We start from the raw sequence: 23526 nt of genomic DNA, 5'->3' as shown, positions 1-23526 counted from the left end.
ATACACTAGTATTCAAACCTTAGAATTAACAAACTGTTGTTATGATTGGCATGTCGAATATTACATATATATCACAATGAGGAGTGTACTTATGATTAACATGTTCAAAAAAGGAACCGCATTTATCTTATCTTTTATCCTAGTGCTAGGCCTGGTCATTATTCCTTCCGCCTTACCGGTTAACGCAGAATCAACAGAACAAGCAGATCAAGTACTGAATCAGGATATCAGTAAAGTAACAACGACTTTTTATGGTGATACAACAAGTTCGAAGGGGTTTACATGGTATACCTCCAAGCAGCTTACCGACAGCACGGTACAAGTAACGAAAAAATCAGGGGGCAAACCCGATTTTAACAATGCTCTCACGTTTACAGGCGCCTCTTCGATATCTACTAATTCTCCAGAAGAGCTTGTACATAAAGCAGAAGCTTCGGGTCTTGAAGCAAATACGATTTATTCCTATCGTGTAGGTGACAAAACGCGCGGAGTATGGAGTAAGGAAGGTACATTCCAGACAGCTCCGGACAGTGGTTCATTTACTTTTATTGATATCGCTGATACCCAAGCCAAAACGGAAGAAGAAGCGATTTTGTCATCGGAAACCCTTGAAAAAGCACTTCAAACCGTTACTGATGCTCAGTTTGTCGTTCACAACGGCGATATCGTGGATACAGGGACAACAGAAGATCAGTGGAACTGGCTACTAGGTCATTCTCAAGATAGTCTGCTACATACGACGATTGTTCCTTCGGCAGGGAATCATGAAGATGAGAATTTTGCTTTTTATGAACACTTTCATATCAACGAACCTACTGGTTCTGCTACAGAAACAGGAGCTTATTACTCTTTTGATTACAGTAATGCGCATTTTATCGTACTGAACTCGAATGAGGATTCAGAGAAATACGCTAATTTTTCCGAAGATCAGGTCGAATGGTTGAAGAAAGACGCTGCAGCTGCTAAAAAAGCGGGGGCCAAATGGATTATTGTGAACATTCATAAAGGACCTTACACAACCTCTAACCATGCAACAGATGATGATATCCTAGGTGCTAATGGTGTCCGTAATCAAATCGCACCTCTCATGGCCGAACTTAATATTGATTTTGTTATGCAAGGACATGATCATATCTATGCACGTACGAAACCGATCACTTCTGAAGGAAAAGCAACCTCTCCAGAGAAAATAACGGAAACTCTAAATGGAGAAACGATTGAATACAGTTTGAATCCAGACGGCAGTATCTACGTTATTCCAGCGACAGCGGGACCGAAGGTCTATTACAAAAATAAAAGCGAAGAACTCGGAGATAGCTACTATCGTCTTTTCGAAAAGGCTGAAGAGCATCATGCTGCCATATATGGACCCGATCCAGATAAAAATGATAGACCAAAACGAAGCCAAGTACAGAATTTTGTCGGCATCACAATCGATGGAGACAAGTTCACTGCAGTGACATATGAAATCGATCAAAATAAAAATGAAGCTAAGCCTTTCATTGTAGATCAATTCGGAATCATCAAGAAAGACACAGCAACAAGCACGGATCCTGTCGTATCTTTAAAAGATATTTCAGGTCACTGGGCAGAGAGTGCCATTCATTCCGGTGTCACAGCAGGATATATTACGGGATACACTGATCAGACATTTAAACCAAATGCGTACATCAGCCGCGCTGAGTTCATTACGATGCTAGGACGTGCCTTACAAATGAAGGAAACAACAAGTTCACTTACCTTTACGGATTCAAAGGAAATTCCATCTTGGGCATCTTCCTATCTCTCTCAAGCGGTAGAAGCAGAAATAGTCAGCGGCTATGGGGATGGTACATTTAGAGCAGGTAACTCGCTGAATCGTTCAGAAATAACGACATGGATGGTTCGTGCAGCAGGGCTTACGGTGACTAACAACGCCTCCCTCTCATTTACGGATAAAGATTCTGTTCCCGCATGGGCAGTTCCATATGTTGCAACAGGCGTTAAAGCAGGTCTTGTGAGCGGTGTGGGTCATAACCGGTTTGCTCCTGAGCAGCTAACTACCCGCGCAGAAGCCGCCGTCTTTATTGCTAAACTGTTAACAGTAAAGAATTAAAGTTGTTGTGATACTGATGACCTTTTGATCTTATGTGAAATCAAAAAATAAAACCTCTTTCTCAGTATGATTAGAGAAAGAGGTTTTTCTGTTATTTCTACAGATCTTCTATTATTAATAGCGCAGCCGATTACTCTCCACTTAAAATTTATACAAACTTCCACCTGCGTTTGCCCGTGAATGAAGACATAAGCTTACTTGTTTACCTTGTTACAATTTGGGTTTCCACTAATCCTTTTTATCTTACTGATCATAAAGCATCGCTTTGGTTCAAAACGTTCTGCATAATCCGTTCACTCCGCTACATCTGCATCTTTGAGCAGTGACTCATCTGTGGTAGCCACACAAAAGGCTCCATCATCATAGGAGACGGCTCCTTCAATGACTACGGTAACGGCAGCACCTCTTGGCGCAGCCCCAGGCAAACGAAAATCGGCAACGCTGATCGGAGCAATCTCCGTCTGAACCGGAAGTTCAAGCTGTGGTACCCATTCGTAAGGGACTCGGTAAGCACGGTATACCATGTTTGCATTTCGTTTATTTTTATAGGGAGAAATATATTCCCATACCAGTTCATGATCTCTCGTTACCTCAAATATTCGCCCATCTGCTCCCTCTGTGATAAGCGTATTTCCATTTGGCAAACGCTGCGCAGAACTGATATATGGACTATAGAAACGGTACGAATCCAGCGGAGCAACAAATCCTGCTTCTGTAGGCGTGTATTGCCATTCAATCTCAAGAGTAACGGGATTAATCTCAAGCACGCGTGAGTAGTCACGACGAGCCACTTTTAGTCCATCAGAGGATACTGTACCAGGCCGGCCATAACCACCCCAACCGCCATTATCAAAAATAAGGATATTTCCTTCTCCAGGAAGACCTTTGGGTACAAGATGAGCATGATGTTGACCGATAATCCAGCCAATATGTTTCGTTTCTTCCGTATCATAGTTTGGACCGAGCTGCCAGACGATTTTTCCAGATGTTTTATCAATAATGGCGATAATATTCGATTCTCTTGCATCCCATATGATGTTATCTGGATGAAAACGTTGGTCACCCGCATCATAATGTTTGTTAGGTCCAAGAACCGAGACGGAATTAATATGCATCCAGTCCCCCGCATGTTCACCGAATCCCCGAGTATTGGGATCTTTATAAATCGCTTGTTTTGCTTCCTCATCAAATCCCAGTTCATCAAAATGGTCACTGACGGCCCATTCCCACACGATATTGCCTTCATAATCAACTTCAATAATCGTATCATCAAGCAGTTCGTTATTCGATATTTCAGGACGATTTACATTTTTATGAGCCAAAATGAGAGTGTTACCCGAATCAATCTTCGGCTCCTGATTAGGAGCATAGTATCCTACAGAGCTTCCTTCTCTCTGATAATCGTGATGTTGACGAGCCATCCATTCCCCGCTGTGTCCAGGATCTTCAATCCACTCATAATGGTCGAATTTCCATACTACATTACCGTCCCAATCAACTTGTACCAAATTGGCTTCATCCTGAAATCCATACTTCGGATCTCGCTCTGCGGTGCTTCCAAGAACATAACCGCCCGGGAACAGTTTATTCGGAAAACCTCTAAGCCCTTTCCATAAGCGCACTTCTCTCCCATTCATATCAATGAGCAGAGCTCCTGTATCTGCGGCTTGAAAGATGGTGTAACCACTCCATGCTTTATTAGGTAAATAAACGGTGGTTCCTGTCGGATAAATTGTAGGGTGTCCCATGTATCTATCTCCTCTCGATCCTATGTAACAGCGTATTTGAGCTTTGCAGATATACAAAAAGGCTCAGAGCCTCTCTAATCATAAGAAAAGAGGAGCTCTGAGCCTTTGGCTGTCCAATCGGCTTAGCTATGGAGAATAGATTAAACCAATTATTCCCAGTCGTCAAGTGTGTATTGTAAAAATGACCATCCATGGTATCTTACCAATTATCTTATAGGTTACTTTTCGCTAGATCAATAATCTTATTGCCTTCTCCGTTCAGTAACGCTTTTGCAGCCCATATCGTGAAACCTTGCGCTTGCTCTAGACTAATCTTCGGCGGCATAGACAGCTCTTGACGATTCACTGCTACATCTACAATAACAGGACCGTTATGCAACAAAGCTCGTTCTAAGGCTGCTGGAAGATCTTCTGGCTTATCGACTCTGATCCCTTCAATCCCGAGACCATTCGCTACGGCCGCAAAGTTAGGATTAGATAGGTCTGTCCCGGTTTCTAAATATCCCGCTGCTTTCATCTCCAGTTCAACAAAACCAAGCGCATCATTGTTATACACAATCACTTTGATGGGGAGCTGATGCTGTTTAAGCGTTAGTAGATCTCCAAGCAGCATCGAAAGTCCGCCATCCCCTGAGAGTGAAATCACTTGACGATCAGGAGCAGCTACCTGAGCACCGATGGCTTGTGGCAAGGCATTTGCCATGGTTCCATGAATAAACGAACCTAATAGACGGCGCTCGCCGTGTAGCTCTAAATAACGAGCAGCCCAAACGGTAGGTGTTCCGACATCACAAGTGAATATGGCATCATCGGATGCCATTTCATTGATTAGACGAGTTACATACTGAGGATGGATCGGCGTATGCCCCGGTTTAAATTCAGCATATCCATCAAGTTCTTTCCGATCCTTCACGTAATTTTCTACGGCCTTCTCCAGATGTTTTGTATCTTCTTTTATCGTTAGATAAGGCTGAAGCTTCTGCAGCGTATCCTTTACTGTTCCGCATAATCCGTACGTAAGGGGGGTGCGTCTTCCCAAATGGGATGCCTCGATATCCACTTGGAGTATGGTTGCTTTCTCCGGATAAAACTGCCGATAAGGGAAGTCAGTACCAAGCATGAACAGGACATCGCAGTCCATAACTGCTTTGTATCCAGAAGAATATCCAAGAAGACCTGTCAGACCGACGAAATACGGATTATTGTCTTCCAAATACTCTTTACCGCGCAGAGCCGTTACCATAGGGGATTTCAAAATACTACAGAGCTCCATTAGCTCTTCACGAGCATCCTTCGCCCCTGCACCGCAAAGCAAAGTTACATTTTTACCTGCATTCAAATACCCAGCTAGAGTCGCTAGTTCCTCCTCCGAAGGATGAATTACCGGTTTCGTATGATACGAAATTTGATCGGGTACCTCATCTTCGCCTGCTTCTAGAGCCGCGATATCTCCCGGCAGAATAACAACAGATACCGTGGAGTTAGCAACCGCCGTCTGAATAGCCATCGAAATCGTTCGAGGCATTTGTTTCTTTGTCATAATTACTTCGCAGAAATCACTACATTCCTGGAATATCTGCTCCGGATGAGTCTCTTGAAAATACCCGCTGCCGATCTCATCACTTGGAATCTGGGCAGCCAAGGCCAGTACGGGTACACGATTTCGGTAACAATCATAAAGTCCATTAATTAAATGAAGATTCCCAGGCCCGCTGCTTCCAGCACATACAGCAATACTTCCTTCTAATTCCGCGTCGGCTCCTGCTGCAAATGCAGCAACTTCTTCATGTCGTACATGGATCCATTCAATTTGTCCCGATCTTCGAACAGAGTCGAGTACCGCATTCAAAGAATCACCAACGATTCCGTAAATCCGCTTCACTCCTGCGTTAATAAGAGAATCTACTACCGCATCTGCAATTGTCTTTTTCATGTATCCTCATCCTTTTCTAGTATAATCTTGAGGCAAATAAGAATCTGAACCCGATCTTGCATCTGATTATCTATACCCTTCCAGACAAGAACAGTAACGCTTTTTCATAAAAGCCCCTTTTTTCTATATGTAAACTCATTCATAATGTTAGATCACAGCCCACGTAGGTGAATCAATTTCATATCTCATTAAAACGATAAATATGAAATTGATTCAGGTATTTTAAAATAAAAAAAGAATGCCTCTTGGCATCCTTCTAATTCATAACAATTTTAAGCTAATTATTTGTTTTACTCTGCTTTTCAAGACGGGGCCAAACCGTGTAACTAGCACTGATTAATAGATCAATAACAAGGATAATAGACCAGACCTTTATCGTTTCTCGGAAAGGTTCCGAATTCACCTCGTTATTTATCCAAATTATCATACCGTATAGGAGCGAGCAGCCGATAATCCATGACACCAAGTGGGCGGCAAAGCCTCGCATTTCTTCTCTAGCATGTTCTTTTCCATACTTCTTCTGCGGTTTTGGCCCGTTGGCAAACCAATATGCAAACCTCAGATCCATCCATCTAATCATCCGATGTCCTAGCCCGATCGACACACCAATATATACAGCAGCTAGTGCGTGAGCAAACGACGCTGGGGCACCATTTTGAAGACTAATTACAGTAGCAACAAGCAGAGCAAGATCAATGATCGGAGTACAGAAGAGAAGTATATTTCCGAGTCTTTTCTTATGTAATACATACCTGCAGTAGAGACCGCCCAATACGAATATCCAAAATCCGATTTCACAAACAATGATAAAGGTTATGATCATCTATTCGTTCCTTTCATGCTAAAACTAAATAGATAGGACAAACACACATAACGACCTCCATTAATACGTTAGCAACAAAGGAGGAAGTCATACATGCTCTTGTTTGAGAAAGAAAAACTAAGCACTTTGTCACTAGGGAAATGGCAGCAAGATGCCTTTCAACTTTTTGAATCTAAAATGACAGATACGGCACATAAGTTTCCTTGTATACCTGCTACGATTGGATTTAAACTAAATCACTTCAGATATGGTTTTCTTAGTGATCCGAGGTCCGATCAGGCAGCTGATGAACTTGCTGAACTGCTGAGTATGTATGGTGAGCAGTCTCAAGCATTTGGTAAATACACTTCATTAATTGCTTTTTTCGATACTCCGCCAGATATCCAAAAGAACTACCAGGTCTCTGATTATCGCCAATTGTTCTGGGACGTCCTAAGTAAAGTTAGCAGCAGGGATCAAGAAGAATGGCCCTCTCATATCCCAACCGATCCGCACCATCATGTATGGGAATATTGTTATGCGGGTGAACAGTATTTTATGTACTGCGCAACCCCCGCACATGATCGCAGACAAAGTCGCTATTTCCCGTATTTTATATATGCGATAACGCCGCGCTGGGTACTTACCGAGTTTAATTCCAATGCTCAAGCATCTGTACAGCTCAAAACGAAAATAAGAGAACGAATTGAAGCTTATGATGAGGTAGGTATTCATCCCGATCTCCAATCTTACGGAAGTCAGGATAACTATGAATGGAAGCAGTATTTCCTAAACGATGATAATACTTCGACGGCAGAGTCCAAGTGTCCTTTTGCTCATCTTCATCTTAAGAAACAAAGCTAGATTATCAAAAAGCAAAAGCAACACGGGTGTAATCACATCCATGTGCTTTTGCATTCGTATTTATCCTCTAATAAAGATGTTTAACGTTTAATAGGAATCCAGATTTCGGTATAAAGATCTTCCTTTGATGGATCTTCATCCGTGTAATATTCAAATTCAATATTTAATGATTGCTTATATCCACTCGAAGGAAACCACTCTGAATAGATGCGAGTCCAAGCATCTTGTATCGCATTTGGCATCGGACCGATGACTTCAAATACGGCCCAGGTCGCAGCAGGAATTGTTAATTTTTCAAAACCCTCTTGTTCTTCACCTTTATATTCTGCCGCTATCCAGTATTCCATCGATTTTTCTCCAGCTTCTGATGGTGTGCATACACCGAGAATCCCTTTAATGTCTCCATTGTTCAGCGTAAACAGTCGATCATTAATTCCATTCTGATGAGACTCATGCCACATTTTAGGAACCTCATTAAACTTCTCAGCAGTTACCATTGAAAAAGTGCGATGCACACCAATTACCTCAAAGGCTTCTTTCTCGACGATTCGATATTTCATAGGATCTGCTCCTTTCAGACTCACCTGGATAGCCAGGCGGTTATAAGATGTAAAATTTCTGTTTTCTTTTCTTGCCTCTGTTGGTGTCATACCATGTTGTCTTCGAAATGCTTTCGTAAATGATTCAGGAGTTTCATAACCGTAACGAAGAGCGACATCTATGATTCTGACAGACGAAGTACTTAATTCTTGTGCAGCTAAGGTCAGCCGTCTACGCCGGATATACTCTGCCACTGAAGTGTCTGTTAAAAGCATGAACAGTCGCTGAAAATGATAAGCTGACATATTCGCTTCTTTGGCGATGTACTGAATTTGAATCTCTTCATCCAAATGACTCTCCATATAGGAGATCGCTTTTTGAAGCGATTCTACGTAGTTCATTAATCAATCACCCCTTAGATACATCTTACGATCCTTATGTAGTTAGATCCTGTTCTTTTGTGCTTTGTGAAGACAGCTTGCTAAAATGAATGCACTTTTCGTTTTACATTATTTAGTAATATTCTAAACAATCATCCTACTATTGTCTCTAGCTACTTCACATACTTTAGAAGAATACTACGGAACCTACCCCAAGTTGACGTAAAAAAGACTGCTCAAGGAAGTTGAGCAGTCTCGGTCGTATGTTCATAAATTCAAAGGACCTAATCGATGGAGTTAGCAGGCTTCAAATCAATCTCTGTATAAGCTGATTCCTGCCCGTTAATGAGTAGTGCGATTCGGTGAACCCCGACATAATGCTTGCGGGTCGTTAGATCAGCCCAGCGATGTTTTCTAGATCCGCTGAGACGTGTTCCTCCCGCTACTGTTTTATCGGACAATAGAAACTTCTTACGTGAAACTTGTCCGCTGGACTTCACAAAATCAATTCCGTACTCGATACGCAGCCGGGCAGGATTGCCTTCCCTTACAATTAGGTTATAACTAAGATCACAGCTTTCTCCAATGTGCAAGGCAGCTGGACTCGCCGTAATCTCTGCCTCAGTTACTAATGCTGTCCCTTCCGCTGATTCAGCATATCCGAAGAGAGCCATCACCTCGGGTTCTGCTTTACGTATCAGTGTTCTGCAGCCGTGTCTTACAATCCAGTCCGTATAGGGGTCTTGTCCCATCCATCTACGCGCCGTTTCTATAACGATATTCGGATGATCCTTGGCTATATCATTTAAGTTATTGGCAACACTCTTGCGTACATATAGAGAAGGATCTGCCTTTAATTGTTCCAAAATGGGGAGAATCGGAGCTGGATCTTGTTTAAACAAGGTGAGGGCCTGCCCCCAAGGAAGTCTAGGTCTACAGCCTTCACTGGCTAAACGCCGTACATGATCAATCGGATGTAGAGACCATTTCATCATTTGTTCCATCATCTTTTCCGGATGGCGGATAATGAATGGCCTTACTGCAAACTCCGCAGAGGAGTGCTGGGTGAATTTCTCTAACGCCTGCATGGATAGATCCCAATGCTGTTCCTCTTGACCAAAGACCTCCACAAAGTCCGGCATGATTAGATATGGAAAACCGGAACAAGATTCGCCCACGGTAAATAAGATCTGAATCGCATCCTCATAACGCTCAGGTAAAAAGGTCCCCATCGCAATCGTGATTGTACGGATCCGTTCTTTTAAAGCTTTCGCTTCAAAGCTCTCATCCATCACTTGCTGAATGAAGGAATCTACTTGAAAAGGAGGATAGACAGCCGATATTTTTCGTCCTAACTGAAGTAAAAAAGCTTCATTATATACATTTTTAAGCGGCTCTGCCACGGTAACACTTCCTTATAAGATTAATGACGCAAATCATACAGTAGACCTTTTCAGATCCCATGCTATCACATTATACGTGAAGAATGCTTCTTGCCAAAGTCCTAATCTGATGAGAAGAAGATCGAACAGTTCTGGCCCTGCATTGAGAACGTTCCCCACATAAAAAAAAGCAGCCCCCGGATAAACACCGAGAAACTGCTTTTTATCGAATTAGTGCTAAATGCTAGGCGTGGAATTGCTGACCATCATATACCGCATTAACATATTCCGCACGGATCACGAAATCACCGAAGTGCTCACCATCGTAACGTTCTACAGCATATCTTGAAATGATAGGTTCAAGAGATTCCAAAATCTCGGTTTCCCCGATGTTTTCCTTATAAAGCTTATTTAGACGGGATCCATTATGGGCTCCGCCTAAATACATATTGTATTTGCCAGGACCTTTTCCAATAAACGAAAGTTCTGCGAGCATCGGACGAGCACATCCGTTAGGACAACCGGTCATCCGAATCACAATCTCTTTATCACGTAGGCCATTGCGTTCAAGCATAGGCTCGATTTTATCCATTAAGGAAGGTAAATAACGTTCAGATTCAGCCATAGCCAGTCCGCAGGTAGGAAGCGCAACACAAGCCATCGAACTTCTGCGAAGCGCAGAATAGTGAAGACCATCAGTGAGTCTGTATTCCTGAATCAATTTTTCAATCTTCTTCTTACTCTTGTTTCCTACATTACCAATGATCAGGTTCTGATTCGCTGTTAAGCGGAAATCACCTTTGTGAATCTTGGCAATTTCGCGAAGTCCTGTCATGAGCGGGTAATCCTCAAGATCTACGATACGGCCATTCTGGATAAACAGCGTAAAGTGCCACTTCCCATTACTTCCTTGAATCCAGCCGTAACGATCTCCATTATGATCAAATTCGTAAGGTCTTGCTTCTTCCAATGTATAACCCAGTCGTGCGGTTAATTCATTCTTCAGCCAGTCAATACCACGATCATCAACGGTATATTTAAAACGAGCATGCTTCCGTACCGCACGATCTCCGTAGTCCCGCTGAATAGTTACAATTTTCTCAGCAATATCAACCATTTGCTCAGGCGTGCAGAAACCAATGACCTTACCAACTTGCGGATACGTCTTGGTATCTCCGTGAGACATTCCCATCCCGCCGCCGACAGAGACATTAAATCCTTTCAGTTTTCCATCTTCTACGATAGCGATCAGACCTAAATCTTGTGAAAATACATCGACATCATTTGATGGAGGTACCGCTATCCCGATCTTAAACTTACGCGGTAAGTATACTGCTCCATAAATCGGTTCTTGTTCCCATTCGTTATCACGGGTATCGATAATTTTCTCTTCATCCAGCCAGATTTCGTGGTAAGCACGCGTTCTCGGATCAAGATGCTCACTTACTTTGCGAGCCCACTCGTATACTTCTTCGTGTACTTCAGACTGGTAAGGGTTCGGATTACACATCACATTCCGGTTTACATCTCCGCACGCTGCCAAGGTACTGAGCAGTGCATCGTTTACTTCACGAATGGTATTCTTTAGATTCCACTTCAGTACACCGTGCAGCTGAAAAGACTGACGAGTGGTTAATCGAATCGTGTCATTACCATATTTATGTGAGATACGGTCCATCATAAGCCATTGTTCTGGCGTGACCACTCCGCCTGAAGCACGAACACGAAGCATGAACTGATATGCCGGCTCAAGCTTTTGTTTGGCACGCTCATTACGCAAATCACGATCATCCTGCATATAACTTCCGTGGTGTTTCATTAACCGGTTATCATCTTCCGGAATGGATCCTGTAATTGGATCTTTTAAAGTCTGGACAAGACTTCCTCTTAAAAAATCACTGCGACGTTTAATCTCCTCGACATCACTGTGAGGCGCATTCTGAGGTGGATAAAGTTCATTTATAGCCATGCTGGAATCTCCTCTCGTATCTATTAAAGCCGTAGGCTTAATAGACATCACGCTGGTATCGTTTTTGCTGTTGAAGCTCTATCAGATAATCGGTTGCTTGTTCCATCGTCATGCCGCCTTCTTGTACAAGGATGGCAGCAAGCGTGGAATGAACGTCGTGTGCCATCTTTTTCTCATCCCCACACACATAGATGTATGCACCTTCTTGCAGCCACTCATAAATCTCTCGGCTTCTTTCCTGCATCCGGTGCTGAACGTAAACTTTCTGATCCGTATCACGTGAGAAGGCAACGTCCATATTGGTAAGAATTCCATCTGCAAGCCAGCGCTGCCATTCCACTTGATAGAGAAAGTCGGTTGCAAAATGCTGATCTCCATAAATGAGCCAGTTCTTGCCCTCACTGCCGCTTTCTTCTCTTTCACCAAGAAATGCTCTAAACGGCGCAACGCCCGTGCCTGGTCCAATCATGATGATCGGCGCGTCAGGGCTATCAGGAAGCTTAAACCCATCATTTTGCTGGATAAAAACAGGTAATGTCTCTCCTGGCTGAATGCGTTCTGCCAGTTGTGTAGAGCATACTCCGTACCGGTTACGTCCTTTGTGTTCATAGCGAACCGTACGTACCGTCAAATGCACTTCATCTGGATAAGCACTTGGACTGCTTGCTATCGAATACAGTCTAGCTGGAACTTTACGAAGCACAGATACCAAGTCTTTAGCAGATACGCCTTCGAGCTTATAATCCTGTATAAGATCAAGTAAATCGTGTTCCGAAATATAACTGCGGAGCTGTTGTTCATTACCTGGTTCAAGCAGTTTTCTAAGTTCAGCATTTGCTGTAATCTTCACAATCTGCTCAAGCAGCGGTTTGGTAAGAACGGTAATTTCATAATGGAATTGAAGAGCTTCTCTTAATGAAACTTCGCCTTTATTTTTGGATAAGGACACGAGTTCTTCTGCATTCCACCCTGAAGCAGAGATAATGTCTTCAACGAGTTGCGGGTGATTCTGCGGATAAATTCCGAGACTGTCGCCTGCCTGATAAGTGAGCCCCGAACCTTCCAGTGATAATTCCAAATGCCTTGTTTCCCGGTCCGATCCTCGTCCGTTCAGATTCAGATTCTCAAGCACTTCAGCCTGGAATGGATTGGAGCGGCTATATACTGACTCTGTGGTAACAGAATCTGCTGCGCCTACACTGCTTACACTTACTAGATTTGCGGCCGACTTCTCACCAAGGGATTCTAGTACCTGACTCATCCAATCCGCAGCAGACTCATCAAAATCAACATCACAATCGATACGCGGAGTCAGACGACCTGCCCCAAGTTCTTCAAGGCGTGTATCAAAATCTTTACCTGTTTGACAGAAGAACTCATAAGATGTATCCCCGAGCGCAAGAACGGAATATTTCAGCTGTTCAAGCTTCGGTGCACGTTTACTATTCAAAAACTCATGGAAAGCAATCGCACTATCCGGCGGTTCTCCTTCTCCATGAGTGCTGACTACAATGAGGAGGTTTTGAAGCTTTTTAAGTTGATTTGTCTTAAAGTCACTCATCGAGCTCAGATTCACTTGGAATCCTTGCTCCTCCAGTTTTTTCGTCATTTTTTTAGCTAGGTTGCTGCTGTTACCTGTTTGAGAACCAAACAGCACTGTAATGTCCTTGCTAACTACAGCTGCAGGAGCTGAAGTCTCATTGATTGTGGAAGCTGGACTGCTTGGTCCATCACTAGAAACAACTTGAGTTCCAGCAGCTTGTTTGGCAGTAAAATATCCACTTAGCCAAATGAGCTGTGTTTGTGATAGAGTAGGTAATAAACGATTAAGTAGTTCCGTCTGTTCCTGAGTAAATGGGCTGTTATTCGCCTGAAGTTCCAATAAGATCCACCTCGGATGATTGAATTTAATTCTCAGTAAGTTCATCAGAATTATTTATCTATACTGAAACTACCACAGCTGTTAATACCTGGTCAATTAGAATCATCTTATAGTACTTATTAGTTAAGCTGATAAACCTTATTAGGAACCCCTATTCGTATCCAAAATAAAAAAACTCCCACAAGATCAGGTCCATGACCCAAGTGGAAGTTCTCCTTATTTTTAATAGACATTAACGTTAGTCTTCTTTATTTCCATATATTAGTTCCGTACTTTTATTATACAATTCTAGAATATTTCCGAACGGATCTTCGCAATACTGCAGGTAATAAGGTTTACCATTCCTCGTATTCCACATTTCACTTGTTTTTTTACCGCCTGTAGCCTCAATCCGGTTAGCCACCGCTTCAATATCGTCTACCAGCAAACAAAGATGAAAGAATCCATCATATTCTCCCTTTGGCACCTGTTTTCTTCTCGGCTCCTCGAATTCAAATAATTCAAGTCCCACCTGATTTCCACAAGTTAAATGAGCATTTCGCATCTTCCGTACTTCCTGTCCCTGCAGATCGTTCGTCATATTATGTTGATTCTCGCTTTTTTGATCGAAAGAGTATGGACCTGCTATTTTTTCAAAACCGAGCACTTCTTCATACCAACGTATTGCTTGATCTAAATCTGGAACGGATAATCCGATATGTGTAATGGCGATCATCTGTACATCCCTCCTTCCTCTTCTTACCCTTTTTATAAGAATCATTAATCATAAACATACATTCTCCATAGATTCCCCCGTGAACATTATCACTGCATAGCTCTGCGAAAACATGGTTAGTAATATAGGGAGTGTAGGATGAGAGAATTAAAAAAACATATGCAAAAAGGAGAGGATTCATCATGTCAGATCAGCTCATGAAAGCGGTAGGGTTATATAGATACTTACCTATTGAAGATCCAGAGAGTCTCATGGACTTAACCATAGAAAAACCAACTCCGGCCGGCCGAGATTTGCTAGTAAAAGTAAAAGCGATATCTGTAAATCCTGTAGATACAAAGGTCCGAGCACCGAAGGATAAAAAAGAAGAAGATCCCAAAATACTTGGTTATGATGTGGCGGGTATTGTGGAAGAAGTGGGTGAATCTTGCACCTTATTTAAACCAGGAGATGAAGTATTCTACGCGGGAACGATCACTCGTCAGGGGGGAAATAGTGAATTCCACCTTGTGGATGAGCGAATTGTCGGCCATAAGCCTGCTACATTATCCTTTGCAGAAGCTGCAGCCCTGCCTTTAACAGGAATAACTGCTTGGGAAGGGATGTTTGAGAGAATCGGTATTTCTGAGAATGCAGCTGATAATCATAATAAAACAATTCTCATTATTAGCGGAGCCGGTGGTGTCGGCTCGATCGCAACGCAGCTAGGTAAATATGCTGGTCTAACGGTCATTGCAACGGCCTCTCGCCCAGAATCTATCAACTGGGTTAAGAAACAAGGCGCAGATCATGTGGTAAATCATAGAGAAGATCTGGTCTCCCAAGTTAGAGAACTAGGTTACACCTATATTGACTACATCTTCTGTCTTAACAGTACGGGAGAGCATTATGAAGCAATGTGTGAACTGATTGCACCCCAAGGGACAATAGGAACTATCGTTGAATCTGATCATCCCCTCGATCTCTCTCCGCTGAAAAGCAAGAGCGCAGGATTGGTCTGGGAGTATATGTTTACTCGGGCCATGTATGAGACCGAAGATATGATTAGACAGCACGACATCCTTAATAAACTAAGTACTCTTGTGGATCAGAAGAAGATCCATACGACACTAACGAAGAGGCTTGAACCAATCCATGCAGCCAATCTCAGAGAAGCACATTCCATCGTCGAACAAGGAGATATGATCGGGAAATTGGTACTCGAACATTTCTAACAAAATAGAAAGAAGGGACAGCATGCTCGCTGTCCCTTCTTTCATTCAAATATAAGAAGAATTTCATAAGAATCCCTTGTTAATCTTCTCTGTATTATTTTTCTGTTACTGCTTCGTAGATTTTAGGAACTGTACTGCCATTTTCGCGAGTTGCTCCCTAGTAGCTATTTCTTTTGGCTGAAATTCTCCGCCATTCCCTTCCATGATCCCAAGCGTTTTAGCTGCTTTAACAGCAGATTTCGCATAAGCACTTACCTCGGAAATATCACGGAATTCAGCTTCTTCATACCCTGGAATATCGGATAATTTCTGACCTGTTTTGTATTCATACGCATTCATCAGGGCAGTTATCATTTCTTCACGGGTGATGTTTTGTTCTGGGCGGAACGTATGATTAGGATCTCCTTCTACAATTCCAGCTGAAGTCAGGGCATTTATATAACTGCTGTAAAACTTCTGAGGTTCAACATCTGTGAATTTACGTTTAGCAGCTGTCTCCTCAGTTAGACCCAACATCCGGCCAAGAATGACCGCAAGTTGGCCCCTCGTCACCTTCATCTTAGGAACAAATTTATCGTCTGTTATTCCATTCACGATCTGTCTTGCACTAAGATACTCAATATCATTTTTAGCATAACTTAGATGGATATCGCTGAACGTAAGTATTGATTCAAGCAAGAAGTAGGTTCCCGTTTGTTTTGTTTCTAATAAGTTGACCTGTGTTTCATTTACATCACTTACGTACTTACGCTTTTGATCACTAGATTTCATATACCATCCAGTTTTGTTCAGGTTTTTCACTTGTTCTGACCGGTATAATCCTTCTAGCAACACAGGTTTTACGAAATGAAGAATTTCACTCGTGGCGCCGCCATTTCCTTTTTGACTGACCTTCATTGAGAACGTCAGTCCATCTCCCACTGCCTTCATAGAAGCATCATGCGCAGTTGAGGAATCAGAAGCTTTGGACAATGTTATTACAAAAGAGCCCTTAGAAATAAAATAATTCGCCTCGATCGCCCCTGCTGGGATTGTGACACTTCCTGAGTTTGATATAAACTGAACGCCTGATGATAATTGATGGACTTGTTCTACAAAAGAAGTCGGCAGATCGACGGATACCTGCTCCCCTTGAACTGATTTCGTATCGATTATCACCTGAAGCTCTTGTTGCAATGTAAGCAGGAGATCTTTATGCTGTGTTTTATTTAGTTTTGAAATCTGACCCCATGCGCTTTGAAGACGTTTATAGGCTTGATTCAATGCGGAGGAGTCAGGTGTAACGATTGTAGATCCCGTCTGGTCTATGGTGGTACTGAATTTATTTACGGTGAGTAGCGGTTTGACTATACTCATCATTTTTTTTGCTGCTGTCTTTGGATCTGCAGGAATGTTAGTAAGCAAAGCAGTTAAATCTTGCTCCCACTTCTCTTCTTGTCCTGATACGGAAGGAGCTGCAGGAGTTGCAGGATTTGTTGGTTTTGACGGTACAGAAGGTTCTGATGGCTCTGAAGGTTCTGGTACCGTAGGGTTTTCAGCAGATGAATTCATTTTGATAATGACAGCGGTAAGCGGCTCCAAAGTGATAGAATCTTTCTTCAGAACATAACCAGAAGGGTTCTGTACCTGTGATATCCCTGCCTCATCTTGATCCACGACAACTGTTCCTTTCGTTAAATCAACAGGAAGCGTTAATGTTCTTTCAGAATGGTCTGCGTTTAAGAAAACATAGTAGTCACCGGTTTGGTCTGTTGATTGGTTTTTGTAGGCAATAATTAAATCGTTCTTTTTCATCTCCGGGGCAGCAATTAAACTGATATTACGGTCAACCAGTCCTTTATCTCCCAGACGAAATGCATTGGTTGATTTACGCAGTTGAATAAGTCCCTCTGTGTACTTTCGTGTTACATTATTTACGGGGTATTTATTTGAATCTATCGCCTTGGACCAATCAAATTTATTAATGGCATCTGAAGAATCATAGGAATCATGAATGAAATAACCAAAGACTTCACCTTCCTCGTCTTCGAAGGCATGAAACTTCTGCTCCGGAACGCCTTCTCCAAACCACTGTTTTGTTCGTCCATATTCTTGACCCGCATGAAGGAACGCGGTACCTTGTGATGTAAGAATCATGAGATTCCCCAGCCGAATACGCTGATGAATTTCCACATCATTTTCCGGAATGGCAGGGTTCTTCTTAATGGACTGTGCAATGACATCATATAGAGGCAGATTATCATGGGCTTCGATATACTGAACCATATCTCCTGGGGCGTCTGCTGGTGTATTGCTTGGCTGTCCTTTAATATTGTTCAGAATGAGGTCTATGTCACGAGCTCCACCTGTAAGAAACCGCGGTTCTCCTTCCGAACCAAATCCGGATTTGAGCTCATTACGGATCTCATCAGAGAAGACACCCACATCATCCGTCTGATCCATCCAGTCTTGATCTGCACCCTGTCCGGCAAGCGAAGGTTCTGCTAAGGCACCGCTAAAGGTTCTCCATCCTTCTCCGATGAATAGAGCATTTGGATTAAGCGTTGCTGCTGCATCGTACGCTTTTTGAATGGAGCTGTATGTGGCATCGCCCATCATATCAAAGCGCATGCCATCAATTTTGTATTCTTCAAACCAGTATTTTACGGAATCGACCATTAATTTCTCTGCCATTGCATGATTCGTAGCGAGGTTGTTGCCAAATCCCCCAACAAAACTTCCTGTTTCGTCCTGCCATGCGTAATAATTAGGCACAATATCATTCAAAAGTTCTGCTTTTGCCATATGAGTATATACAACATCTAGAAGGACCCCCATACCGGCATCATGGATCGCATCGATCATTTCTTTCGTTTCACGAATCCGCAGCTCCGGATCAGCTGGATCTTCGGAATATGCACCATCGGGAGAAAAGTAATGATGCGGATCATAACCCCAGTTGTACTCATTGTTTTTAGCAGAATACGTTAATTCCCGTTCGCCCATCTTCGTCTCATCACCATAATACCAAGCCATAATACCAAGCCATAATAGGAAGAAGCTGTACGTGAGTTACTCCTAACGATTTAATATAGCTGAGTTTTTGTTTAACCGCTGCATATGATCCCCACCGTGTATCACCTAACTCACCTTCAATAGAAGGGTCTGATGTAAAATCTCTCACATGCAGTTCGTAGATTATTGCATCTTCCCTCTTCTTATATCCATCTATCGTTGCATAATCGTATCCTTGCGGGTCCGTACCCTCAAGATTCACTATGGCTGCTTTCCCAACGGTATCTCCATCAGGTCCTGCATTCCCGTTCGTATCGACTTCAAACACAGCCATTGATTTCGCGTAAGGGTCTAATACTTTTCGGCTTACTCCGTTATTCACTACATCATACTGATAAAAGTAACCTTTCAGATCCGCTAAATTCATCTCGGACGGCTGAACTTCTGCTTCCCATACGCCTTTCTCACCTAGCGTAAGCGGCTTGAATCCAATCTGAATCGTTGAATCTTCCTTGTCATAGACGTTCAAGGTTACGCTTGAAGCGGTAGGAGACCAGATTTTAAACGTCACTTTTTCTGGAGTATAGCTAGCTCCAAGATCGTTACCATCATACGAATATCCCGCATCGATCATTTTATAGTCGGTTATAGTCGTGACTGTGATCCCTGCATAAGTGATAGTTATGGGTAATTTGTCCATTGTCACTTCTGCTGCGAGATTGACAATTCTGTCACTCACGATCTCTGCCTTATTCACTTGGACCCCTTCACCATCACGATCTTTTGCGATGATTTCGCTTAAGAGTTGTTCATCTGATAGTCCTTTTGTATCTGAAAAGCGGAGCTGAATCTGATTTTCAGAAGTTACTTTTGCCGATAACAATTCCGTAGTAATCTCCGGTTCAATCGGATATACTTTGTCAGATCCTTTCTTCACCCATACTTCATTTACAGACAAGTTGTCTAAGTTGACCATTTTGTCTCCCCCATCTTTTTGTCCATTCTCCCGGTTTACGATTAAGAATCCTACTTTTTGAGCACCTTCTTTTAGCTGTATATCGACGTAGGCTCCGTATGTATCCTGCTGTTCTGCGGAAAAGGGGGTTGCATCTGTAGGCCATGTTTGAGACGGAGCAGCCACATCCTCCCATGTCCATACGCCTAATCCTTCGCCGTCTCCTTCGTAATGGATGCGTAAATGTTGCTTAGGAACCCCATTGTCCGAGGCAGAAGCAGTGAGTGCATGCCAGCCTGAACCTGTAATCACGAGCATACAAACTAACAATAAAATAGCCATTCGCCTGACAGAATACATCATAAAAAATCCTCCTTCATTTGATTTATTCAGTTATTAAAAAGCACAGTTCTTTTGTGGAAACGTTTGCACAAAACGCCGATCATTGCCCTTTTGTGTCGAGTTTCAGAATAAACTGACTTCTCAGAAAGAAGGCTACCACCCCATTTCCTCTACTTTTTATTAAGAACAGTATCGGTTTTCACTTCTATATCTATATTTCTGCTTCACTCCATAATGAAACCGTTTGCAACAATATATTACCGTTTGTTTTTACATCCGGTCAACCCATAATTTTGTAATTTTGTCTTCTTATCAAAAAAACTCCCTGCTTCAACGGAGCAGAGAGTTTTTGTCTTTATTCATTTAGCGGTTTGCCGTTCTCATCATAATATCTATACTTGAACTGAAACTCATTAGACTCCGGAAGTTCAATCCATTCCACAGCTTTCTGATTCACCTCGAACTCCCGCTGGAATACTTGGTCTTCATTTACGGTAAGTTCAAGCTTCGAGATCGTGTTATCTTGATTCGCAATATACAACATGGATGCGGCATGAACTTCGTCTTGATCTTCAAATTCTTGAATAAGAAAAGAAGACAAAGCTTCCCCATTTCGATCTTGAAACTTAGAAAGAAGATAATTCCCCTTCCCGTCTTTCTTAAATTCAGCATAAGCAGGATTATGATCACTTAGAAAAGCAACCACCCTTTTATTATAGATATCTTTGATCTCTAAAATTTCTATTTCTGTGTTTTGATACACTTCGTCGGATTCAAGAATCTTCTCAATAGACTCTTGATCGTTCCCATACAACCCTGCAGGCCTACTTATAAAATAAACAACAACAATCATAAGAATGATAAGTGCAACTGCTAAATAAACCCCATATTTCTTTTTCAAAATCATGAATAGTTCCCTCCTTTGTACATCAATCATCCTATTAAGGCTATAAACCTTATTATTCAATTTATTATATATTGAACGAGGATTTTGAAATTAACGAAGGGGGAACTCGTACTTTATTCAACTTCTATATCTTCTGCTATACTAAAATACATGAGACTTAAGAGAAGGAGAGTTTGTAGTTATGCAGCCTTTTACAGCAAGAGTTATAGATATCATACAATCGATTCCAGAAGGAAAAGTGATGACCTATGGCCAAGTAGCTGCTTTGGCAGGCAGTCCCCGGGGAGCAAGACAAGTGGTACGAATCCTGCATTCCATGAGTGAAAAATATAGTCTTCCATGGCATCGGGTAGTGAATAAGCAAGGGGGAATTTCGATGAGTGATGATTTGCACCGCTCACTACAGCAAAGTTTACTTGAGAGCGAAGGTGTTGAGCTCGATCTTTCGAAGCGAATTGACCTCACCCGATATCAAGCTTGAATCATTCTAAAGTGAATAAAATACGGACAGATTAGGCATCTTGAAGACAAGTAAATGATAAAGGAAGTCTGATATGTTCCGTAAACGAAAAATGCTGAAATTATCTCCAGAATCGGTTTATATCGGCGCCTTATTATCTCTCGTCGCAGGTTATCTCGATGCTTATACTTACATTGGCAGGGATGGTGTATTCTCTACCGCCCAGACAGGGAATATGGTTCTTCTCGGTATTGAGGCTGCCAAGGGGAACGTGCATGAGGCTCTTGTACGCATTCCACCTATTGCAGCCTTTATAACCGGAGTATTCGTCGCGCAAATGCTCAATCATCCCTGGATCATACGGAAATTATTAGATCCTTCGAGAGCTGTACTTTTGCTAGAGATTCTCGTCCTTTTTGGCGTCCGGTTTCTTCCTGCGTCCGTTCCTAATATGATTGTGACGATCCTAATTGTATTTGTCGGCTCTCTGCAAATCTCAACCTTTCGTTCTCTAGAGGGGTGGACCTATAATACGACCGTGACAACAGGGAATTTATATACAGCATCTAGAGCCCTCTACATTTCTTTGTTTCGTAAAGATCAATCTGCATCCGTTCAATTTAAAAAGTTTGCCACGATCATCAGTTCATTTCTAGGCGGGGCTTTTATCGGAACCTTTGCCACGTATCATCTAGAAGATCAAGCGGTATGGGTTGCAAGCGGTCTTCTTCTTATTGTCTTCTTTATGATGTGTGTATCTCCTGCTCAGCGTGCTTCACAAGAAAAAATATGAATCAGGAGAACGGTCCTATTACCTTTTGTTTTTACGTCCTATATACAACAAGTGGGAAGATACGCCAAGGATCGAAGGGTCAGCTGCCGTTTGAATCATAATGGATATAAACTTCTGATAAACTTCTTCCCCCTGCTCTTTCCAGTATTCTTGTGTTTTTGCGTCCAGCAATCCCCCGATACTGGTTGAACCAATCAGTTCAATCGTACTGAATCCGTTACTTTCCATAAAAGGCTGAATTTCTTCCACACCATAGTAGTAAGCACCTGTAAATCTGCCTGGTTCATCATGTGTAAAGCTACTGCTGGATAAAAACGCTTCGATCCCTTCCATCGTATGATTCGGCTTCCAATGCCCAGGATTCTGAAGTGAATTGAACAGCATTCTCGTGCGGGATTGGAATGCAACAAATACGATTCCTTCCTCTTTGGTCACCCTATATAGTTCCTGGACTGCTGCCAACCTTTCTTCTTCGCTTTGAAGATGGTACATAGGCCCAAGCATCAGACTTGCATCAAAGGAGTTATCTGTTAGCTCATGTAAATCTGTCGCATTCTGAACGTGAAAACCAGTAAAGGAAGACTCCAAGTCCAGGTCTTTTGCTTGTTCTCTCGCGAATTCTACAAGGGCAGGCGTCAAATCAGATAAACTGATCCGGTATCCTTTCTGTGCGAGCTTCATTGCATATTTCCCTGGACCTGCTCCGTTATCCAGCAGATGTCCCTGCTGCGGTAAATACTTATTTATAAAATGCATGTTCACGATAAACTCGTGTGGTTCGCGGTCAAGCCTTCCCCATTCATCAAAGCGGGAATAGTAATCAATAATATGACTCATAGCAACTGCCTCCCTTATCGAAAATAAAAAGCCCGCCGCCTCAAAAGAGGCGACAGGCAAAGTCTGACGCGGTACCACTCTTCTTTGTGATGAAATATAGACAGTCTACATCTTATATCTCACCACATCTTAAAGACCAGTTAACGCTGGTTAGACGGAGTATCAATCATTATGACAATATGATCCACTCTTGCTCCGGGGTGAGCAGTTCTTCGGCCATCATCCTGCCTCTCAGCATACCGGCAGTTCTCTGTAGATTCACTTCCGAATAACGAGACCCATCATCACAAACATATGTATATTTTTTACAGTATAATATCAAATCACAATAAATGCTATAGACAATATCCATTTAGAAAAGGGTATACCAATCTCTAAACAAAAAGGCAACCGCGATGAGTATCCCAGGCTCTATATATCCACACGACTTACGCGCCCGTGCATGTTGTTCCCATCTTCTTGAGAAGATGTCCCTTTCACTCCTACCTTGACGCTTTTTCATTCTTCGCTTAAAGAACCGTCTGATATCTACATATAGAGAAGAAATAAGCCAGATCGCGCCCACCAAGTATAAGGCTAGAGCTATATAATCATTCCACATGATTTCGCTCAGATCTCCGCTTATGATACGTTGCAATGTTACTGTAAACCCTGTCCTTGCGTCATTATCCAAAATCCATTTTCCCTTCATTTGATGACTGTACTAAGAGGCAT

At 42.4% G+C, this 23526-nt stretch carries 18 protein-coding genes and 1 pseudogene; 6 read left to right on the top strand and 13 right to left on the bottom strand.

Translation table 11 applies throughout. The features are described 5' to 3' along the window. Window positions 1–91: 91 nt before the first annotated feature. Both H9647_RS15085 and H9647_RS26325 read left to right on the top strand, forming a co-directional pair. A pseudogene (locus H9647_RS15085) lies at window positions 92–1531 on the top strand (metallophosphoesterase); the annotation flags it as partial. Beyond that, window positions 1520–2095 (top strand): S-layer homology domain-containing protein, encoded by a 576-nt coding sequence (locus H9647_RS26325; protein WP_404822632.1) that lies wholly within the window; start codon window positions 1520–1522, stop codon window positions 2093–2095. The pseudogene H9647_RS15085 and the gene H9647_RS26325, both read left to right, overlap by 12 nt. A gap of 293 nt (window positions 2096–2388) precedes the next feature. On the opposite strand, the gene H9647_RS15080 is transcribed toward H9647_RS26325, so the two are convergent. From H9647_RS15080 to H9647_RS15070, 3 genes are all read right to left on the bottom strand, one after another. Next, complete coding sequence (locus tag H9647_RS15080) at window positions 2389–3843, bottom strand: aryl-sulfate sulfotransferase (protein ID WP_191801321.1); 1455 nt, start codon at window positions 3841–3843, stop codon at window positions 2389–2391. A gap of 211 nt (window positions 3844–4054) precedes the next feature. Next, a complete protein-coding gene (gene poxB, locus H9647_RS15075) occupies window positions 4055–5776 on the bottom strand; it encodes a ubiquinone-dependent pyruvate dehydrogenase (RefSeq protein ID WP_191801319.1) in 1722 nt (573 codons plus the stop codon). Window positions 5777–6053: 277 nt separating this feature from the next. Further along, entirely contained in the window at window positions 6054–6599 is a 546-nt protein-coding gene (locus H9647_RS15070) for a hypothetical protein (protein WP_191801317.1), read from the bottom strand. A 93-nt stretch (window positions 6600–6692) separates the two neighbouring features. On the opposite strand from H9647_RS15070, the gene H9647_RS15065 reads away from it, so the two are divergent. Next, window positions 6693–7442 carry a YqcI/YcgG family protein gene (locus tag H9647_RS15065; protein WP_191801314.1) on the top strand — a complete coding sequence of 250 codons (750 nt, stop codon included), beginning with the start codon at window positions 6693–6695 and terminating at the stop codon, window positions 7440–7442. A gap of 80 nt (window positions 7443–7522) precedes the next feature. Here the strand turns inward: H9647_RS15065 and H9647_RS15060 are convergent, their stop codons facing one another. From H9647_RS15060 to H9647_RS15040, 5 genes are all read right to left on the bottom strand, one after another. Continuing rightward, window positions 7523–8383, bottom strand: a complete 861-nt coding sequence (locus tag H9647_RS15060; RefSeq protein WP_191801312.1) for an AraC family transcriptional regulator — start codon at window positions 8381–8383, stop codon at window positions 7523–7525. 263 nt (window positions 8384–8646) lie between these two features. Next, a complete protein-coding gene (locus H9647_RS15055) occupies window positions 8647–9765 on the bottom strand; it encodes a hypothetical protein (protein WP_191801310.1) in 1119 nt (372 codons plus the stop codon). A 223-nt stretch (window positions 9766–9988) separates the two neighbouring features. Continuing rightward, window positions 9989–11713 carry an assimilatory sulfite reductase (NADPH) hemoprotein subunit gene (cysI, locus tag H9647_RS15050; RefSeq protein WP_191801308.1) on the bottom strand — a complete coding sequence of 575 codons (1725 nt, stop codon included), beginning with the start codon at window positions 11711–11713 and terminating at the stop codon, window positions 9989–9991. A gap of 37 nt (window positions 11714–11750) precedes the next feature. Then, window positions 11751–13595, bottom strand: coding sequence for an assimilatory sulfite reductase (NADPH) flavoprotein subunit (locus H9647_RS15045; RefSeq protein ID WP_191801306.1), 1845 nt, complete (start codon window positions 13593–13595; stop codon window positions 11751–11753). 238 nt (window positions 13596–13833) lie between these two features. Continuing rightward, window positions 13834–14310, bottom strand: coding sequence for a VOC family protein (locus H9647_RS15040; RefSeq protein ID WP_191801304.1), 477 nt, complete (start codon window positions 14308–14310; stop codon window positions 13834–13836). 197 nt (window positions 14311–14507) lie between these two features. On the opposite strand from H9647_RS15040, the gene H9647_RS15035 reads away from it, so the two are divergent. Beyond that, complete coding sequence (locus H9647_RS15035) at window positions 14508–15524, top strand: zinc-binding alcohol dehydrogenase family protein (protein WP_191801404.1); 1017 nt, start codon at window positions 14508–14510, stop codon at window positions 15522–15524. A gap of 105 nt (window positions 15525–15629) precedes the next feature. Here the strand turns inward: H9647_RS15035 and H9647_RS26190 are convergent, their stop codons facing one another. From H9647_RS26190 to H9647_RS15010, 3 genes are all read right to left on the bottom strand, one after another. Continuing rightward, a complete protein-coding gene (locus H9647_RS26190; protein WP_318245317.1) occupies window positions 15630–18539 on the bottom strand; it encodes an S-layer homology domain-containing protein in 2910 nt (969 codons plus the stop codon). Then, window positions 18520–19836, bottom strand: coding sequence for a pullulanase-associated domain-containing protein (locus tag H9647_RS26185; RefSeq protein ID WP_318245316.1), 1317 nt, complete (start codon window positions 19834–19836; stop codon window positions 18520–18522). Before H9647_RS26185 ends, H9647_RS26190 begins: the two co-directional genes overlap by 20 nt. Before the next feature lie 334 nt (window positions 19837–20170). Then, window positions 20171–20722 carry a hypothetical protein gene (locus H9647_RS15010; protein ID WP_191801302.1) on the bottom strand — a complete coding sequence of 184 codons (552 nt, stop codon included), beginning with the start codon at window positions 20720–20722 and terminating at the stop codon, window positions 20171–20173. 181 nt (window positions 20723–20903) lie between these two features. Here H9647_RS15010 and H9647_RS15005 point away from each other — a divergent pair, with 181 nt between their 5' ends. Together H9647_RS15005 and H9647_RS15000 are read left to right on the top strand one after the other, a co-directional pair. Further along, window positions 20904–21203 (top strand): MGMT family protein, encoded by a 300-nt coding sequence (locus H9647_RS15005; protein WP_191801300.1) that lies wholly within the window; start codon window positions 20904–20906, stop codon window positions 21201–21203. 73 nt (window positions 21204–21276) lie between these two features. Next, the gene (locus H9647_RS15000) at window positions 21277–21975 is read left to right on the top strand and encodes a YoaK family protein (protein ID WP_191801298.1); all 699 of its coding nucleotides are present in this window, start codon (window positions 21277–21279) and stop codon (window positions 21973–21975) included. A gap of 18 nt (window positions 21976–21993) precedes the next feature. Here H9647_RS15000 and H9647_RS14995 read toward each other — a convergent pair whose 3' ends face one another. Beyond that, window positions 21994–22812 (bottom strand): class I SAM-dependent methyltransferase, encoded by an 819-nt coding sequence (locus H9647_RS14995; RefSeq protein WP_191801296.1) that lies wholly within the window; start codon window positions 22810–22812, stop codon window positions 21994–21996. A 352-nt stretch (window positions 22813–23164) separates the two neighbouring features. Next, window positions 23165–23503: a hypothetical protein gene (locus tag H9647_RS14990; protein ID WP_191801294.1), complete on the bottom strand. Its 339-nt coding sequence runs from the start codon at window positions 23501–23503 to the stop codon at window positions 23165–23167. Between the last annotated feature and the right edge of the window lie 23 nt (window positions 23504–23526).

Origin of the sequence: Paenibacillus gallinarum (assembly GCF_014836635.1) — a bacterium.
Classification (GTDB): Bacteria; Bacillota; Bacilli; order Paenibacillales; family Paenibacillaceae; genus Paenibacillus; species Paenibacillus gallinarum.
The sequence above is the reverse complement of the archived record's forward strand: the minus strand, read 5'-3'. Positions and strand labels throughout refer to the sequence as shown.

What these genes read in the sequence shown, in the direction of transcription:
- H9647_RS15080 (WP_191801321.1), bottom strand. Translation starts at nt 3,843, where the DNA reads ATGGGACACCCTACAATTTATCCGACAGGAACCACCGTTTATTTACCT.
- poxB (WP_191801319.1), bottom strand. Translation starts at nt 5,776, where the DNA reads ATGAAAAAGACAATTGCAGATGCGGTAGTAGATTCTCTTATTAACGCA.
- H9647_RS15070 (WP_191801317.1), bottom strand. Translation starts at nt 6,599, where the DNA reads ATGATCATAACCTTTATCATTGTTTGTGAAATCGGATTTTGGATATTC.
- H9647_RS15065 (WP_191801314.1), top strand. Translation starts at nt 6,693, where the DNA reads ATGCTCTTGTTTGAGAAAGAAAAACTAAGCACTTTGTCACTAGGGAAA.
- H9647_RS15060 (WP_191801312.1), bottom strand. Translation starts at nt 8,383, where the DNA reads ATGAACTACGTAGAATCGCTTCAAAAAGCGATCTCCTATATGGAGAGT.
- cysI (WP_191801308.1), bottom strand. Translation starts at nt 11,713, where the DNA reads ATGGCTATAAATGAACTTTATCCACCTCAGAATGCGCCTCACAGTGAT.
- H9647_RS15040 (WP_191801304.1), bottom strand. Translation starts at nt 14,310, where the DNA reads ATGATCGCCATTACACATATCGGATTATCCGTTCCAGATTTAGATCAA.
- H9647_RS15035 (WP_191801404.1), top strand. Translation starts at nt 14,508, where the DNA reads ATGAAAGCGGTAGGGTTATATAGATACTTACCTATTGAAGATCCAGAG.
- H9647_RS26190 (WP_318245317.1), bottom strand. Translation starts at nt 18,539, where the DNA reads ATGGCTTGGTATTATGGTGATGAGACGAAGATGGGCGAACGGGAATTA.
- H9647_RS26185 (WP_318245316.1), bottom strand. Translation starts at nt 19,836, where the DNA reads ATGATGTATTCTGTCAGGCGAATGGCTATTTTATTGTTAGTTTGTATG.
- H9647_RS15010 (WP_191801302.1), bottom strand. Translation starts at nt 20,722, where the DNA reads ATGATTTTGAAAAAGAAATATGGGGTTTATTTAGCAGTTGCACTTATC.
- H9647_RS15005 (WP_191801300.1), top strand. Translation starts at nt 20,904, where the DNA reads ATGCAGCCTTTTACAGCAAGAGTTATAGATATCATACAATCGATTCCA.
- H9647_RS15000 (WP_191801298.1), top strand. Translation starts at nt 21,277, where the DNA reads ATGTTCCGTAAACGAAAAATGCTGAAATTATCTCCAGAATCGGTTTAT.
- H9647_RS14995 (WP_191801296.1), bottom strand. Translation starts at nt 22,812, where the DNA reads ATGAGTCATATTATTGATTACTATTCCCGCTTTGATGAATGGGGAAGG.
- H9647_RS14990 (WP_191801294.1), bottom strand. Translation starts at nt 23,503, where the DNA reads ATGAAGGGAAAATGGATTTTGGATAATGACGCAAGGACAGGGTTTACA.